At 48.4% G+C, this 17,669-nt stretch carries 9 protein-coding genes and 1 rRNA gene; 1 reads left to right on the top strand and 9 read right to left on the bottom strand.

The window, feature by feature from the left end:
* Positions 1-73 (bottom strand): 16S ribosomal RNA (locus tag M2277_RS25505); the annotation flags it as partial.
* Positions 74-566: 493 nt separating this feature from the next.
* Here M2277_RS25505 and M2277_RS25500 point away from each other — a divergent pair.
* Entirely contained in the window at positions 567-1,823 is a 1,257-nt protein-coding gene (locus M2277_RS25500) for an MFS transporter (RefSeq protein ID WP_006212972.1), read from the top strand.
* Positions 1,824-1,883: 60 nt separating this feature from the next.
* Here M2277_RS25500 and M2277_RS25495 read toward each other — a convergent pair whose 3' ends face one another.
* From M2277_RS25495 to M2277_RS25460, 8 genes are all read right to left on the bottom strand, one after another.
* Positions 1,884-2,081, bottom strand: a complete 198-nt coding sequence (locus M2277_RS25495; protein WP_006212973.1) for a hypothetical protein — start codon at positions 2,079-2,081, stop codon at positions 1,884-1,886.
* 182 nt (positions 2,082-2,263) lie between these two features.
* On the bottom strand, positions 2,264-6,664 hold the full coding sequence (locus M2277_RS25490; protein WP_280755929.1) for a S8 family serine peptidase: 4,401 nt from the start codon (positions 6,662-6,664) through the stop codon (positions 2,264-2,266).
* Positions 6,665-7,020: 356 nt separating this feature from the next.
* Complete coding sequence (gene ligA / locus M2277_RS25485) at positions 7,021-9,033, bottom strand: NAD-dependent DNA ligase LigA (RefSeq protein ID WP_280755928.1); 2,013 nt, start codon at positions 9,031-9,033, stop codon at positions 7,021-7,023.
* A gap of 78 nt (positions 9,034-9,111) precedes the next feature.
* Entirely contained in the window at positions 9,112-11,442 is a 2,331-nt protein-coding gene (pcrA, locus tag M2277_RS25480) for a DNA helicase PcrA (protein ID WP_006212976.1), read from the bottom strand.
* A gap of 73 nt (positions 11,443-11,515) precedes the next feature.
* The gene (pcrB, locus tag M2277_RS25475) at positions 11,516-12,205 is read right to left on the bottom strand and encodes a heptaprenylglyceryl phosphate synthase (RefSeq protein WP_280755927.1); all 690 of its coding nucleotides are present in this window, start codon (positions 12,203-12,205) and stop codon (positions 11,516-11,518) included.
* A 224-nt stretch (positions 12,206-12,429) separates the two neighbouring features.
* Positions 12,430-15,750 carry an S-layer homology domain-containing protein gene (locus M2277_RS25470; protein ID WP_280755926.1) on the bottom strand — a complete coding sequence of 1,107 codons (3,321 nt, stop codon included), beginning with the start codon at positions 15,748-15,750 and terminating at the stop codon, positions 12,430-12,432.
* 217 nt (positions 15,751-15,967) lie between these two features.
* Positions 15,968-16,831: a phosphatidylinositol-specific phospholipase C/glycerophosphodiester phosphodiesterase family protein gene (locus M2277_RS25465; protein WP_006212979.1), complete on the bottom strand. Its 864-nt coding sequence runs from the start codon at positions 16,829-16,831 to the stop codon at positions 15,968-15,970.
* A gap of 130 nt (positions 16,832-16,961) precedes the next feature.
* Positions 16,962-17,567 carry a class I SAM-dependent methyltransferase gene (locus M2277_RS25460; protein WP_036642532.1) on the bottom strand — a complete coding sequence of 202 codons (606 nt, stop codon included), beginning with the start codon at positions 17,565-17,567 and terminating at the stop codon, positions 16,962-16,964.
* Positions 17,568-17,669 lie beyond the last annotated feature (102 nt).

The raw sequence follows: 17,669 nt of genomic DNA, 5'->3' as shown, positions 1-17,669 counted from the left end.
AAGTCCGCTCGACTTGCATGTATTAGGCACGCCGCCAGCGTTCGTCCTGAGCCAGGATCAAACTCTCCAAAAAGGTTTGACTTGCTCATTTAGAAGCTAACGTATTAACGTTTGCTTGTGTTACATTGACGTGTTCCATTTGTTCAGTTTTCAAGGAACTTGTTGGCTGCTTTGCCGATTAATCTCAATCAGCAGCGCAGGTTTATATCTTATCAAGTATTCAACTTGATGTCAACACTTTTTTTCGACACCGTTCGACAAGCTTCAAAAGCTTTCGTCAAAAGCGACAGTTAGTAATATACCATGCTGAAAGTGATATAGCAAGCTTTTTCATATATAATTATGCTACTTTTCTCATAACAACGGATTTATACGTATTTCGGTGTTTTAAGACTCCAAACTCCCCCCATTTATCTTTTATCCTTTACCAAAACCAATCGAATTTCAGACTCGCATTATTCTTCATTTCATCTCGAAATGTCATTGATTTCCTATTCAAAAGGTTTTAAGGTTAGTTCATCGCTTTTCTACAGCCCGACTACTTACATAAGAAAGGAGTTCGCCAAATGGCAGACAAAAGCATAACTCTCCAGAAACCCAAGGATACGCCAAGCCCTGCCCATGGAGAGGCACAACAGGCCACGGTATATAAAATACTGCTCGCTATCAGTTTTGTACATTTGTTCAATGATTCGATTCAGTCCGTGATTCCTGCTATTTTTCCTATATTAAAGGATAATCTCTTTCTTACCTTCACGCAGATTGGCTGGATCTCCTTCGCCATCAACTTTACGTCTTCCATAATCCAGCCGGTTATCGGCTACGCCGCGGATCGAAGGCCGACACCGATTCTGCTTCCGATCGGCATGTGCTTCACGTTTGCAGGCGTGTTCATTCTGGCCTATGCGCATACCTATATCCTGGTGTTGTTTGCCGTCGTCCTGATCGGGTTAGGCTCTGCGACCTTCCACCCTGAAGGAATGCGGGTCGCCCATATGGCTGCAGGCATGCGAAAGGGACTGTCTCAATCCATTTTTCAGGTAGGGGGAAATGCCGGTCAGTCGCTGGCTCCACTACTTACGCGATATATCTTCGTACCGTTTGGACAGTTTGGCGCGATCGGGTTCACCTTCGTTGCCGCTGCGGGCATCCTCGTGCAATCTTATGTTGCCTATTGGTATCACGGTATGCTGAAGGCAGGATACACGTTTAAAAAGAGAGCCGCCGGGCGCATGCTCGATCCCGCCCGCCGTAAAAGCATTCGCAACGCAACGCTGGTGCTCGTCGTCCTTGTGTTTATCCGCTCCTGGTATGGCGCAGCCATCAGCAGCTATTATGCCTTCTATCTCATGGATGCTTACCAGATCAAGCTGGATAATGCTCAGATTTATATTTTCCTGTTTCTCGCTTCAGGAGCCATAGGCACTTTCTTCGGTGGACCTCTGGCAGACCGGTTCGGACGCAGAAACATGATTATGTTCTCGATGATTGGTACAGCTCCGATTGCTCTGATCCTTCCATTTGTCTCCTCGTTCTGGGCGGCCGTTCTGCTCGTGATCGGTGGGTTTGTACTTCTGTCGAGTTTCTCGGTTACCGTCGTCTATGCTCAAATGCTGCATCCGGGCAATATTGGCACGGTCTCCGGACTGATTACCGGGTTCGCTTTTGGCATGGGCGGTATCGGTTCGCTTGTACTCGGTAATCTTGGGGATGCCTGGGGAATCGGCAATGTCATGATCTCGATTGGTTTTCTGCCTCTGCTCGGTCTCCTTGCCCTGCTTCTTCCTGGCGATGACAAGCTGGACGAATGGTCCAGAGAATAACCCTCATATCGTAAAAAAGACACTCATCAACTGCACAGTACGTGCATGGTGAGTGTCTTTTTATTTGATTTTTCTAACGAGTTTGACGAACCAGTACAGAAATATCCATGGCAGTACGTACTTCGTCAGCCATTCGATGCTCATGCGAAGATCTTCCGCTTCCCTCCCGGGCTGAGTCAATCCACTTAAAACCAAAATGATTATAAACAACGGGAATAAGAGTATGGCCAGATAACCGAATGTTTTTTTACTCTTCATGTCTATCCCTTCCGATTAAAGATTGACTAATCCATATAAAATATACCATGACACAATGAGAATATATAACCATATTTTACAGTTTAAAAAAGAAAGGAGCTGGCCCGGTTCTTTTTAAGACCCAGGACAACTCCCTCGATTCTACCCTATCTTACTGCATATAATCACTAGCTCGTAGATCATCAGATTTTATTCAAATAATCCAGCAAGCGATACACAATCACGGATACCTGCGCCCGAGTGGAGGTTTCGTCTGGAGCAAAGCGGTTGCCGCTTACGCCCTTAACCAGACCTTCCTTCACAGCAAAGGCTACAGCCGCACGTGCATCCTCCGAAATCAGATTCGCATCGTTAAATGACAAGGAGCCTGCTTCAGAATCAATCTTCAATGCTTCAGCAATCATGACTACCATATCCTCACGGGTTAGCGGATTCTTCGCACCCGCTTCTGTGCTGCGTTTCTCCCAATCAATGCCTGTCTCAAAAATACGATCAAGCAGCGTCGCAAATTCGGCGCGGGTCACTGCATTGTTCGGAGAGAACCGGCCTGCACCGGTACCGTTCGTAATATGCTGCGAAGCCGCAACTTCGATCTCATCTTTAGCCCAGTGGCCTACGATGTCGTTGAAGGTTGCGTTATTCTCAGCGGCTGCATAAGATCCCGGTCCGTTGATACGGAACGTGATCGATCCGCGTGACGCCGATTGCAGCAATCCTGCGGATTGCAGGTCTCCTTTTTCCGACTGAACGTAAGCTCCAACCTTACGAGTATCTTTCACTTTGGCCGGGTCATAGTTCAAGGTCAACAGAAGCGGATGTTTGAACTTGGCGGCGTGTTTAACCGTAACAATGGAAGATACAGCGCTCAAGCTGTTTCCGGATCCTGCTTTGCTCGCAGCTGCCGAGACCGTTAAGCTGAATCCGCTGGTCGTTGTGAAATCATCCAAGGCATCGGCAGGCACTGTCAGGGTAAAGCCGTTACCAGTTATAACAAGAGGCTTGCCCGATGCTTTCAGTTTATCAACGGTTGCCTTGCCCAGTGTAAGAGCTACATCGCTATATTTACTGAAATCAAGCTTGGATACGTCCAGCTTCACTTCTTTGCTGTCACCAGCAATTCCAGCTGTAACCGCTGCTTCGGACAGGGCTGCTGTTGCAGACTCGGTGCCGTCCGCATTTTTCTTCGTGGTTACTTTGGCATCACCCGAAACTTCAGGAGCTGGAGTGGATGGTGTGCCTGTGGATCCGCCACCGGATGATGAGCCGCCGCCAGGATTACCTGGATCTGGAGTGCTTGGTACATTAACAGATACCGCAGCTTTTCCTTCCAATCCTTGATGGTCCTTAACCGAAAGCTCAACGTTGTATTTACCTGAGGACAGTCCATCTAACGCAATGTTAAATGCGCCATCCTGTTCGACGTCGAAGCTGCCTTGCTTGGCAACGGTCTTGTCGGCTTTTTTGACAACATAAGTGGCATCCAGCCATTCGCTGACATCAAAATCAATCGTCCATTCGTCCATTAAAGCCGGAACAGCCGTAACATAAAGATCGTTGATGGTTCCAGTTAATGCGAGAGGGGAACCACTGGAAGCCTGCACATCAGATTTTGTGTTAATGATAGGTGCTTTGGTTTTGACAAAGAACGGAATGGTTGCGTAATCGCCGTAAACGACTTTATTGGTACCGAGGGACTTAAGATCTACCGAGTACAGACCGTCTTTAATCAATTCAATTTCTTCGGTTGTGTAATTGAAGTACTCCCCATCAAATTCGAGCGTATATTCCGTGTTGGCTTCGAAAAGAAACTTATCCGAGCCAAAAATCTGCCCAATCAACCCGTCACCATCTGGTCCTGATTCAGGATTCAGGCTATCGTACAAATCAATGATGACAACTTGCATAGGATTATAAAATTCGAAACCTACAGACACTTCACCAAGCTCCCCCTGTTCATTCAAAGGAAAATGCGGCAGGTAGGTTTCCGTGTCGTTATAGACCTTCGTATATTTGACACCCGTCATTTCAAGATTAAAGTATGCTACAAAAGGTACAGAATAAGTGCGGGTACCGTTTACAAAGTTAATATAGCCCTGCTGTTCCGAAACTCCGGTAATACCGGCTGGTACTTCTAGCGTTACGATCAATTCTTTCTCCCCGCTTAAGTCAAAGGAGGATTGATCCACCATAACCGCTACTCCCGGGGTCGATTGTGTTGTATGAACCTCAACCTCAAACGCTCCGCCAATACCACCAATCTGTTCAACCTTTATTTTCTTCTGAACGGTTTGAGCCGTTGCTCCCGTAAAATTACCGAAGTTAATGCTTCCGGTAATGTTGTCCTGCTCTTTACTTGTTCCGTTTTCCAGATAAGAGGTCTTATCCAGAACCTTGACCAGAGCTTCGGCCTGAATGGTATCAACTGCCTGAATACGTCCGGCTCCTTGATCCGTGACATCATAGGAATCCGTATCCAGCACTTTGGCATTGTTCATCAGTGCGACTTTCACATCAAACGGAGTCCAGTCACTGTGTTTCTCCAAGACGAGTGCGGCAAGCCCCGCTACGTGTGGAGCAGCCATGCTTGTACCCGTTAAACGGTCATAGGATTGACTGTAATCCGCGTCTGGATCGTTCTTCCCGTAAGCCGGAACGGATGATAGAATGCTTGTTCCCGGTGCTACAACGTCAGGTTTAATATCCAGCGTCTTTTTAGCCGGACCGCGGGAACTTGAGTCATTGATCTCGTCTCCGGCTGACTTGTTTCTCATAAAATCGGAAAAACTTACTTTGAGATCGGGGTTGGCGTCGAGCAGAGATTTGATGGCATCCCCATCTTCTTTACTCATACTAAGCGTCGGAATAAAGTTAAAGCTGTCACCAAGCAGGACGCCGATCGGTCCCGGATTTTGATTAAATACGATCGCTCCGATGGCACCTGCTGCCTTGGCATTGGCAATTTTATCTACGAATGCGAGTTCTCCGCGTTTAATCAACGCGATTTTGCCCGCCACGTCTTTGCCTGCAAAGTCCTCAGGTTTACCCAGGTCCGCATAAACGAGGCCAAACTCTCCGTTAAGGACTACTTCCGGATCCTCGGCGAGATTCCAAGCCATCAGTTCAAGTTTATACGTAGCGTCTACTACGCTCAAAGGTGCATTTGTGTCTGCTGCAGGAACAGCTTCTTCTTCGGCAGATTCAACAGGGACCGCATCCGCTGCCGGAGCTTCTTCGCCTGCTGCATTCAACGGGTTCTCATCCGTCACTGCCAGTTGGGCTATATCATCTGCTTGTACACCAGGCGGTTCTTCAGGAACAGTCGGTTGTTCAGGCTGAGCCCCAGTATCTACTGCGCTCTCATCCACGCCGATTGGCGCCGCAGGCGGTACAGCATCCGTGTAAAAATGCGTGGTTGCCGAAATTTCATCACTTGGCCCTGTAGAGTTACCTACGGTAATGGCAAATGCTGATGCCCCCGGGGATCCTACGGTCCACCGGTTCGGCCCCGAGTTGCCGCTGGAAACGACTGGCGTAACACCAGCCAGCGCAGCATTATTAATAGCTACGGACGTGACGTAGTCCGGATCATTGCGGGCATTGCCAAGCGAGAGGTTAATGACATCCAGTCCATCCTGAACTGAACGGTCGATACCTCCCAGTACCCAGCTGGACTTACCACTTCCATAAGGTCCAAGAACACGATAGGCGTATATATCCGCTTCCGGAGCAATACCCACAACGCCGAATTCACCCGCATCCCGGGCTGCGATGGTGCCCGCCACATGTGTTCCGTGTTCAGTCCAGTACGTGCTTCCTCTATCATCCACCTCTGGCGGATTGGTAGGATCGTTCTCCCAATCAAGCGGTGTCGTTTCATAAGGATCATTATCGTTATCCACGAAGTCATACCCACCCTTATAAGCATCCTTCAGTATAGGGTGAACGTAATCGATTCCCGTGTCGATTACACCAACTTTAACCCCTTTACCCGTATATCCCAGATCCCATACCTCCGGAGCGCCAATGAACGGGCCTGTATCCTTCATATGCGGGCTAACTTCACCTTTTGGTCCTGCCGTTACTTCCAGATCGGGATATACCCCGAGCACACCCGGGATCTTGAGAATGTCTTCAAGTTTATTGCTGTCCATCTCCAATGCTACCCCGTTAAAAGCATAGCTATATTGGTTTGAAACCTCATGATTGATATGGTTGGTGCTCAGATTGTCAATGAAGGTCTGCTGCTGCAGTTCTACCTTCTGCTCAACCCTTGCCTTCATGGAAGAACTAAATGATTTGCCCGCTATCGAGGAAATCCCCTTCGCCAGTGCAACCGGCTCAGCAGACAATTCAACGATGACATCAACTTGACCCGTCCCCAAACTTTCCAATTGTTCATCAAGCACAGGCGTCTTGGCAAGCTCAGCCCGATCCTGCAGAATCTGCTTTAATTGCAAAGCATCTTCCGCACTTAACGGGTTGTTCAGCAGTTGCTTGGACTCCGATGGAGCAGCAGCTGCCGGAATAACCAATGAAAGCATTAATATCAAACTTAATAATATGGACAACACTCGTTTACTCAAGACTTTGCTCCTCCCTACAACTCAATTTTCTGTTATAACAACAGGGTCTTAAAACTAGCAGTAAACGACTTCACTACCACCTCTTTCTATTGGATGACTGACCCATGGTAAATAACTTCTAGACCACAAAATTAGATTCCTCCATCCTTTTCTGTATGTTTTTGTTAAAAAAAGTCGATTTCATAGGAGGTTTTGACGAATGAGAGAAAACGCAATAGATTCAAGAAAAATCAAGCTTACAAGGGAAGTAAGAGAGGTTGAATCGAGCGAGTGAAAAAAAGAAAACCGAGGCTATTGATAGCCTCGGTTTATATAGGGTTTTATCTGCTTCTGCAAGATATATCCAGATTAAGATGTTATTCGTTCAGCAAGCGCACGAACTCTTCTTCATCCTCCAGGATGTCGATGCCGAGCTGCTGGGCTTTGGCCAGCTTGCTGCCGGCTTTTTCGCCTGCGATGAGGAGATCGGTTTTCTTGGACACGCTGCCGGTGACTTTGGCACCGAGTGCTTCCAAGCGTTCCGTTGCCTCTTCACGGGTCAGCAGATGAAGCGTGCCTGTCAGCACAACGGTTTTGCCGCTGAAATAGGAATCGCTGCTGACCGGCTTCGGTGCTTCCGGCGCTTGTGCTTGAACGCCCAATGAAAGCATCTTCTCGATACTCGCCTGCGCAAAAGGGTCGGCAAAGTATCCGGCGATACTATCGGCCACGATGCCTCCTACGTCCGGAAGCTCAACGAGCTCTTCTGCGGTCGCTGCCATCACGCGATGCAGATCACGGTAGTGATCGGCCAGCATCTTGGTTGTGGATTTGCCGGTATTCGGAATACCCAGGGCGAAGAGGAACGATGCAAGATCCCGCTCCTTACTCTTCTCGATGGCGTCCAGCAGGTTCTGTGCTTTTTTCTCGCCGAATCGCTCCAGCTTCACCAAGCTGTCAAAAGAGAGGGTATACAGATCCGCAGGCTCCCGAACGCCGAGCTCCTCATACAACTGAATGGCGGTTTTGTCGCTGAACGTTTCTATGTCCATGGCGTCCCTGGAAGCAAAGTGCGTAATTCTCGCCACGATCTGCGGTTTGCAGCCGGTCTTGTTGTTGCAGAACAGATGCGCCCCGCGCTGCTCCAACGGGAATCCGCATGACGGACACTCCACCGGGAACAAAATCTCTTCGCCGTCGTTCTCTTCCGTTACTTTTCCAAGAATTTCGGGAATGACGTCATTCGAACGGCGGATGAAGACACGTGAGCCCAGCGCGAACTTGAGGTTCTTGCGTTCAATATCCCCGATATTGTTCAGCGTACAATTTTGCACGGTAACACCGGCAAGCTCAACAGGCTCCACGCGCGCGAGCGGCGTGATTTTACCCGTTCGTCCCACGTTCCAGGTGACCGACTGCAGTACGGTCGTAGTTTCTTCCGCTTCGAACTTGTAAGCGACCGCCCAGCGAGGGAACTTGTCGGTGTATCCCAGCGCCTCGCGGATGCGGAAATCGGTCACCTTCACAACCGCTCCATCGATGAGATAGTCCAGCTCGGAACGGCGTTTCTCGATATCGGCCAGCTGCTCCATCACATCATCAAACTGCTCAAAGTAGAAAATGTAAGGATTGACCTTAAGGCGGTTCTCACGCAGGAAATCCATCATTTCCTTGTGGTCGGCAAAAGTGATTCCATCCGAGTAGCCTACATTATAGAAGTAAGCGTTCAGCTTGCGCTCGGCCGTCACCTTCGGATTGAGATTGCGAAGCGCCCCTGCCGCCGCATTGCGCGCATTCTTGAGCGGCTCGGCTGCGGTTTGATTGTATTTTTCCAGCACGGACAGGTTCATGATGCCTTCGCCCTGTACTTCAATCGTGCCCTCATCATAAGGAATCGTCAGCGGGACCGATTTGATGGTCTTCACCTGGGGCAGTATGCCTTCGCCTACTGCACCGTTGCCCCGTGTCGAAGCTTGAACCAGTTTGCCGTCCTGATAGGTAAGGTTCAGCGTTAACCCGTCAAACTTCAGCTCCAGCGCGTAACAAGGATTCGGCAGAGGATTGCCGGGATTCTTCGTATTGTAGTCATTGACCAGCCTGACCACCCGATCATGCCAGGTACGGAGCTGCTCGATGTTCTGAGCCTTATCGAGACTCCATAACGGAGCCAAATGACGGTGCGGGGCAAAACCCTTCAGAATCTCCCCTCCCACCCGCTGGGTCGGAGAATCCGGAAGCGTCGCTCCGGTCTCTGCCTCCAACGCTACCAGCTGATCGTACAGGGCATCATACTCCTTGTCGCTCACCAGCGGCTGATCCAGCGTATAGTAGTGGTAATTATAATTGTTCAGCTCCGTGATGAGCTTCCCCATCTTTTCCTTGAAATCCATACAGGGGCAATCCTCCTTCAATAATATAAGGGCATAACAGGTTGCGTTTCGTTCATGCTGATGCTCCTAGTTCTTCCCTTATTCCACCTTCGTAATCGGCGCGAAACCGGCAAGAAGACGTTTTACGCCAACCGGTGCCGGAAAAGCAATCTGCAGCTCCATGTCATTGCCGCTTCCCTTCACCGCCACAATGGTGCCGGTACCCCATTTGCCATGGGCTACTTTGTCGCCAGCTTTAAATTCCCCGCTGCCCGAAGCAGACGCTGGTCGGGATGCGGCACCGGTTGTCATGGTCACCCGGCTCTTCGGTGCAGCTTGAGCGGAAGCCGTCGATCCACTTAGGGAGAGGTCCACGCTGCGTCCACCGCCAAAGTTGCTGCCTCCGCCTCCACCGAAGCCACGTCCTGCATAAGATCCGCCTACACTTCCGCTTCCACCGCGGCGGTAGCGGTCATGCGCCATCTGCGTGTCCTCCTTCAGCTCCTCCGGGATTTCCTCCAGGAAGCGTGAAGGCGGGTTCGCCGTCGTGCGGCCAAAGAGTGTACGCATACGCGCACAGGACAGGAACAGCTGCTTCTCGGCACGCGTAATGCCGACATAAGCAAGGCGGCGCTCCTCTTCCAGCTCTTCGTTATCCATGAAGGCACGGCTGTGCGGGAATACCCCTTCTTCCATGCCGATAATGAACACCACCGGGAACTCCAGACCTTTGGCGCTATGCATGGTCATGAGCACGACAGCGTCGTCGCGGTCTTCTTCGTCATCGTTCATCGAATCGATGTCCGCGATCAGCGCAAGATCCGTAAGGAAGGAGATGAGGGACTTATCCTCATTATTCTTCTCAAACTCTTGCGTAACCGACAGGAACTCGTCAATGTTCTCAAGGCGGGATCTGGATTCGATCGTATTCTCATTTTGCAGCTCGAGCCGGTATTCGGACATCTCCAGTATTTTTTCCGTAAGCTCGGTGACCGAGAGAAACTCGACCATTCGACTGAGGGCGGCAATCATGTCGTAAAAGCCCACCAGCGCATTGCGCGTCCGTCCGGCAAAACCGAGGTCGTCCACGATTTCCAGCACGCGGAAGATCGAGATGCCCCGCTCTCCGGCTGCTGCAGCCAGCTTCGCGACGGTGGTGTCACCGATGCTTCGTTTGGGCACGTTGATGATCCGCGTCAAACTGATATCGTCATCCGGATTCGAAATCAGGCGCAGGTAGGCGAGCATGTCCTTGATCTCTTTGCGATCATAGAACTTGATACCCCCGACGATCTGGTACGGAATGTCCGACTTGATCAGAATTTCCTCGATAACCCGGGACTGCGCATTGGTCCGGTACAGGATCGCATGATCCTGATAGTTCTTGCCTGCATTGATGTTCTTGCTGATTTCCGAGGTAACAAAATATCCCTCATCATGCTCCGTATCCCCCCGGAACACCTTGATCTTCGGTCCTTCACCTTGCTCGGTCCACAGATTCTTCGGCTTGCGGCCCGTGTTCAGGCCAATCACATTGTTGGCAGCGTTCAAAATGTTCGCTGTAGAACGGTAATTCTGCTCCAGCAGAATCGTCCGCGCCTCGGGATAATCCTGCTCAAAATTCAGGATGTTCGTGATGTCCGCACCGCGCCAGCGGTAGATGGACTGATCGCTGTCCCCGACCACGCATATGCGGTGATGGCTGTCCGCCAGCATGCGGCAGAGCATGTACTGCGCCCGGTTGGTATCCTGGTATTCATCTACATGAATGTACTGGAATTTGCGCTGGTAGAAGTCGAGGACCTCCGGCACTTCCTTAAACAGCTGGATCGTGGTCATGATCAGATCGTCGAAATCAAGCGAGTTGTTGCTCTTTAAGCGCTTCTGGTATTCGGTGTACACCTTGGCTACAAGGGATTCAAAATAGTCCCCGGCTTTCTGTTCATACTGCTGCGGGGAGATCAACTCATTCTTGGCCGCGCTCATGGCCGCTTGAACCGCCTTCGGCTCGAATTTCTTCGGATCGATGTTATGATGCTTCATCACGTTCCGAATGACCGACAATTGGTCCGTTGAATCCAGAATGCTGAAATTGGAGGTAAAACCAATCCGCTCGATGTCTTTGCGCAGAATGCGCACGCACATCGAGTGGAATGTCGATACCCAGATATCCTGGCCTTCGCGGCCGACCAGCTTGGATACCCGCTCCTGCATCTCGCGGGCTGCTTTATTCGTAAAGGTAATCGCAAGAATGCTCCATGGTGCGGCTTTACGGGTGGCGATCAGGTAACCAATCCGGTGCGTCAGCACCCTCGTCTTGCCTGAGCCGGCTCCTGCCATAATGAGCAGAGGTCCGTCCGTAGCTTCAACGGCCTTCCGCTGCTCAGGGTTGAGACGCTTGACCGCCTCGTGTATGTCAATGGGCTGCATATTATTTTGCCTCCTAGATTTGTAGATTCAATAAAATAGAAATGATTGCAAACAGAGAAGATTTCCGATCCGGTCAGTCCTTCACAGCCTTAACCGTCTCAAGCGCCTGCTCGAGATCATCGTACACTACGTTGCCTACAATGATCGTATCTGAAATAGAGGCGGCTTCCAGCGCTTGCTGGGCGTTGGTTATTCCGCCACCGTAGAACAAACGGGCATTATCCAGCCATCTTCGGACCGTACGAACGGTCTCCATATCTCCAAAGGCTCCGCTGTATTCCAAGTAAACAATCGGTAAATTCATCAGTTTGTCCGCGATCTGCGCATAGGCGGCGGCCGTGCCTGCTTCAATCGAAGTCTCTGCTCCGGTCAGCTTCGCCACCGCCGCATTCTCGTTTAATACGATATACCCTTCGGTCACAACCAAGTCCCACGGAATCATATAACCATAGCGTTCGATTCCTTCACGATGCCGCCCCATGATCCAGGTCGGATCCTGTGTGTTCAAAATCATCGGGATCATGTACAGATCAAATCCGGGTACAACGGCTTCCAGATCGGATACTTCCTGTACGCACGGCAGCTCATAGCGCCTTACACGGGACAGAAGATCCACGGTATTTTCATAAGTGACTCCGGTTGAACCCCCAACCATAATGGCATCGGTTCCTGACATGCATACCACATCAAGGCTGTCGTCACTGATCTCCTTGTCGGGATCCAGCTTAAACACATGCTTCCAGGATTGTATCATCTCTTTCAAGCGTCATTCCTCCACGTTCACGGGTTACTATTATACTAAAATAAGTCTATGCTAGCACGGTAATCAAGTCAATTTATGTTCGTATAAAATGCGAACATTTTTTTGGTAATTGTGATGTGTGACCTAATGGCCGCGGTACTTACTGCTGTGAAGGGAAAGAAAAAGCCCGTCCGAATTCACTAGAGTGAATCCGACGGGCGGAGGAGATTATATTGGCCTCATGTTTAGAGCAGGCTAATTAGTAGTCCCGCCAGCTGTTTAAGAGACGCTATTTTAACATCGTTTTGGCTGCCAACTCTTGCTTGCATCGCAGCATCACGAGCAGAAATCAGCTCCGTCAAGCCAGGATCATCATGAATTAGCTCATCGGCATCTTCAACAGCCTCTTCAATCAGGATATCCAGCGTTGGGACAATAATGGAGATGGTTTGTGCGATTGTCTGCTGCGACCCACGGACCAGCTTAACCTTTGCTTGATAAGTAACGTATTGATTTCCGTCATTGTAATTCTCAAGAAGGATAGCACCTTGATCTTGCTTGAGATATACGCTGCCAATCACGGTTGCTGGAGTTGTCATTTCCAGATCCTCAATGATCACTAAAGTATCATCCAATAGAGGATTATTTCGATCTGTAAGATAAACAGCCTCCCCAACCGTTGTAAGATAGGAAACTCTCGACTCTAACGATAGTTTGGCCTTCTCTTCGTTGAGAAGTTCAAGCTCTCCGTCTTTAATGTCCAGCGTATCGTAAGTCGTATCCAAAACTTGATTACTGCTTACATCAATAAACTCAGTTTTAAGTGTATATCTTCCCGCTTGCTTGAACTTCAGCTCATACTGGAGTTCAAGATTGGACACATCATATCCGTTATCATTTGAACCGTGGTAAGCCTCAATCGAATTATTCAATGAATTGGTCTGGAACGGTAACAAAGCTCCTTCACTTGACTTGAGTTCAATAAGAGCCGGGTTCAGCGGACCCTCAACAGAAAAACGAAGGAAGACCTTATCTTGCGTTGGATAATACCCTGTACCCAATGTAAGCTGTAAAGCGTTATCTACTAACTGATTTCCTTCAATGGATGAGTAAAAATTATAATCTATGGCTGGCTGAAGATCGGATTGAGGCTCATCCACAACAAGTTTGTTATGATCCGTGAAATTCAGTTCCGCACCGTTAACTTCCATATCGAATACATACCAGTATAACTCGTCTCCGCTTCCACTCGGGATATGATATGTTTTCACAGGCTGACCGCTATTCCCGCTGTATATCTCAACCTTAGCAGATGAATTACGCAGCGTTTCCGATCCGTCATATCCGTTTCTGGAGTAGTTGTGAATATAGAACTGATACTTGCCGTCTACGCGCTTGCGGATTGTCGTTGTCTCTGGGCCATAGGAGTCTGTATCATCATGGTCCAGATCCGCGAACTTTTCTCCTTGATAATAATATTCCCGGTCACCAAAATAAGTGTGGAATGATCTTTCATCAGGTGTTGGTCCAAGCAGATGGGAGTCTTCATCCCGTGGCTTCTCTCCCCATGTCAACACGATGCGAATCTCATCGTTTGCCGGGATTTTGATTGCAGTCGCATCTTCATTCCGGTTAAAGCTGTCACTAAGTGAGACGCCTACTACATAAGTCGTAATAAAGCCGGCTTTTGTGAGTTGTCCAGTATATACCCCGGCTGGCAAATTAGCGGTATATCGTCCATCTGCATTCGTAAGCGTCGACGTCGCAATGCTGCCCGTTGTATTGCCTAATCCTCTGCGGAAATCAATTCTCATACCTTCCACAGGGAGTTCGTTAACATCGGTTATTGTCCCTTCAAAGCCTTCGAGTTTAATGCTGCCTGTTAAACTTGTTGTGAATTTGGAGCTGCCTGCTGCAGGAGTAACATTAAGAACCAATGTATCACCATAGTGTTCATCCAGCGAAATCGGTGTAAATGTCAGTATCTTAGTCGCGTTATTAAACGCAATGTCCTCCAACTGATAAACAGCACCTGCAACCGTTGCGCTGATGTTAAAATCAATTAGTTCCAGAGACGGAACTGCATTCACAAACTGCAGTACTGCCTGTCCGTTACTCAATTGAATACGGTCCGTAACCGGCGGCTGGGTAGGATTAGGATTCGTTGTATTCCCGCTCTCTCCGGTTCCAGCGTTAGATCCAGAAGTAGAACCTCCGCTACCAACGCTTACGGTAACGTTATCCGCTAACACCAGACTGCCAGGGCGCTGAGTGAAGGATACGCCAGCAGCATTAACTTGAGCACTGCCAATGCTTCCCTGACCACTCACAGACGCTGCTGCATTAAGAATCAGGGATAGAACAGATGCGGAAGATCCAACATTCAGACTCGTGCCGGAAGCATTCGCCGCAACATTTAGCTGAGCTACAGAGCCTGAAGTAAGATTCACATTCAGCGAAGCTGCTGTAACATCCACTGTTTCAAACTGCCCTGCCAAAGTCACGTTGGAGCCAGATGGAATAAGATTGGACAATAACAGATCTTTAAACCCTTCACCTGTCAAACCTGTTTCTTCCAGAATCGCACCGGATTGCAGTGTAACCTGTGACACAGAGCTGCCACCTTCGGTAACGATACGGACACTGCCATCCTTTTTGTTCACAATAACGGTAATAAGCACGGAGTCAACCACATGAATACTGTTTTTGCCTCCGCCTTTTATGGTTGTACTTCCCTTAACCGTTACCCCTTTAAGCGTGACGTCCCCTTCACCAACGCCTTCGCCAATGACAAGATTACCTTCTATGGTCATATTTTGAAGCGTGATATCCAAGGCATTAATATGTACGGATCCCGGAACGTTCTTGGTTCCTGTAACAGGACCGTATGTACCTGCCGTATCGTAACTCGTAACTTCCTGAGATTTAATCTCTTCAAGAGCACGATCGAGTACAGTAACGACTTCAGCACGGGATGCGCTTGCTGTCGGTCTGAACTTGCCATTGCTCCCATTCATGATACCGCTAGAAGCAACGGCTCCGATCGCTCCTTTGCTCCATGCCGGACTACGATCCGTGTCTGTAAATTTATTAGCTGCATCACTTGGCTTGAGCTCCATTAGTGAACTCAAGATGACAGCCAGTTCCTGACGTGTTACCTTGTTGTCTGGTTTGAAGGTTCCATTGCTGTAACCCTTCATATACCCCTGCGAAGCTGCCACGGACAAGTCATTATAGTACCATGATGTACTTTTGACATCGCTGTATGAAATGCCAGCCTTGGTCTCGAACTGAAACGATCGATTAACGACCGCTGCCAGTTGAGCTCTAGTTATTGGAGCATCCGGATTAATCTTTCCGGTTTGATCCCCGTTAAGATAACCTTGTTCATTCCATTTCTGAAGTGTCTTGCTCGCCCAGTGTCCTTCAATATCACTAGCACTGGAAGTGGTTTTTGTTTCACTCTTTGCTGTTGCAGCGTAGGCTCCACCTAACGGAGACAGTATGAGGGTTATCCCTAATACAGCACTTAAAGCCTTTTTGTAAAATCCTAGTCTGTTACCCAAGTTGAATTCCTCTCTCTCACCTAATAATTTATTCATACTATAAGACTATTTGACTAAAAATCTATCAATTTATATCATTAGACCTAAATCATAATAGTCTTTAAGTTCTAATAACATTACCACTTCCAGTAAATAACACAAGCCAATTACTGGTATAAATAAAAAAATATGTCCTTTTATAGACATATTTTTTCAAATTCTGATATATGGTTATTGGCTAATACAAGTATCTCAAGCTGTTCTGCTCTATTTCCGGCTCGGTCAGCAAATCTGAGTATACACCATAAACACCCCATTTTTCATAATTGTTAACGGTATTGGTGTCGTTGATCGTATGCACATAAGTTACGGCCCCGGCTGCCTTCAGCTTTGCCACAAAATTCGGGCTGACTTTATACTCTGGCATGGTTACGGCGTCAATCTTGTTCTCCTGAACAAAGGCCGTGATCTCGGCAGGCGAATCCTGCGTGGCATAAAGCGTATAGATAATGGATTCAAAAGGATAGATCTCGTGGACCATATCAAGCATCGGTTCATTATAAATTTGGATAACGACTCGATCCAATAGTTCCGGGTCTCGCTGCTCGGCAGCATTCACGATCTCTGTCAGCAGGTGCTCAATATCCTTATCCTCCTGCTCCTTCGTATCCGTCACAATGTACATATCCGAATAGTGCTGCATCATGTCCATAATGGCCTCTATATCCATCGGTTGATATTGCTCCAGTATCGGCGTATTGATAAATTCCTCATGGGTTAGGCGGGCAGCTTGCTTATGATCCGGAAGTTTATCCTGCTGACCGAGCTGTTGGGTCATGCTCTCCGTCCACTCATGACGCGCAACAACTTTACGATCCTCAGTCAGCATCAAGTCAATCTCGAAGACACGAGTGCCCTTCTCGTAATTGGCAAGCATCGCTTCATAAGCATTGGTATACGGCTGCTCGCCGATACTTCCCATGGCATGCGCAATCAAGCGATAGGCCGTGAATCCCTGCGGTTCTTCTTCGTTCTCATGATAAGTGAGCAACAGAATACTGATGGCGGAAATTAAAATAAGGACAGCAATGATCCGTTTCATGGTATGCCCACCTTTTGCATAGTTGTTGCTAGTTAACTACCCTTTTGAATGGTTGGCAAAACAAAAAAAGCGCCATTCGGCGGCTGCCAAATGACGGAATGTTCTTTATGGATGCGGTAGTTATAGTACGCTAGCCCTTAGCCTTCAAAAGATGAATATACCATTTCAATCCTGCATTGTGATTAAACACACTCACTTTATCCAAGACGTCAAACCATCCGCAGCTTTCGATCTCCTCGATTTTATGTTCTACCATCGTATAATCCGGATCCTGGGTGTTCTTATGAGAATAAAGAGAAGATATGATGACCCCGTCCGGGGTTAGATAACGGGCATATTCAAGCAGCTTGCTTGGTGTGCTGGGCACGTATTGCAACGATTCGTTAAATACAATGACATCATAGCGTTTGTGTGGAACATAATGATTAATGTCTGCACAATAGAAAATGTGCCTCGAAGTTTTGCTGGATGCGATTTTGACAGCCTCTTCGGATAAATCCACGCCGGTGTAATTAGATTTTTCGCCCTCCAGAAGCATATCGTACAATATTCCGGCCCCGCATCCCATATCCAGGATTCCCTCGTCCGCAATATACTTTCTTATATAACCATACACGACCGAGTATCTGGCATATTCGGTGATGTCCGATAAATAATCCCACATGCGGGATCGGTACTCCTCGTCCCATTGCTGCTGGTTGCTTTCGATGAAATCCTGAACCTTCGCATTTTCCATTGGGATTCCCTCCTAGTATTGGATCTTTAGCTTCCACTTGCTAATACAATGACTGGATTGAAAACACGACAAATCGAAAAAATTTAGCGAACTCAAGAAAAT

It is taken from the genome of Paenibacillus sp. LBL, assembly GCF_029893715.1.
Lineage (GTDB): Bacteria > Bacillota > Bacilli > Paenibacillales > Paenibacillaceae > Paenibacillus_AQ > Paenibacillus_AQ glucanolyticus.
This window is presented reverse-complemented; position numbering and strand designations above follow the sequence as displayed.

What these genes read in the sequence shown, in the direction of transcription:
- pcrA (WP_006212976.1), bottom strand. Translation starts at nt 11,442, where the DNA reads ATGCAGCCCATTGACATACACGAGGCGGTCAAGCGTCTCAACCCTGAG.
- M2277_RS25500 (WP_006212972.1), top strand. Translation starts at nt 567, where the DNA reads ATGGCAGACAAAAGCATAACTCTCCAGAAACCCAAGGATACGCCAAGC.
- M2277_RS25495 (WP_006212973.1), bottom strand. Translation starts at nt 2,081, where the DNA reads ATGAAGAGTAAAAAAACATTCGGTTATCTGGCCATACTCTTATTCCCG.
- M2277_RS25460 (WP_036642532.1), bottom strand. Translation starts at nt 17,567, where the DNA reads ATGGAAAATGCGAAGGTTCAGGATTTCATCGAAAGCAACCAGCAGCAA.
- ligA (WP_280755928.1), bottom strand. Translation starts at nt 9,033, where the DNA reads ATGGATTTCAAGGAAAAGATGGGGAAGCTCATCACGGAGCTGAACAAT.
- M2277_RS25465 (WP_006212979.1), bottom strand. Translation starts at nt 16,831, where the DNA reads ATGAAACGGATCATTGCTGTCCTTATTTTAATTTCCGCCATCAGTATT.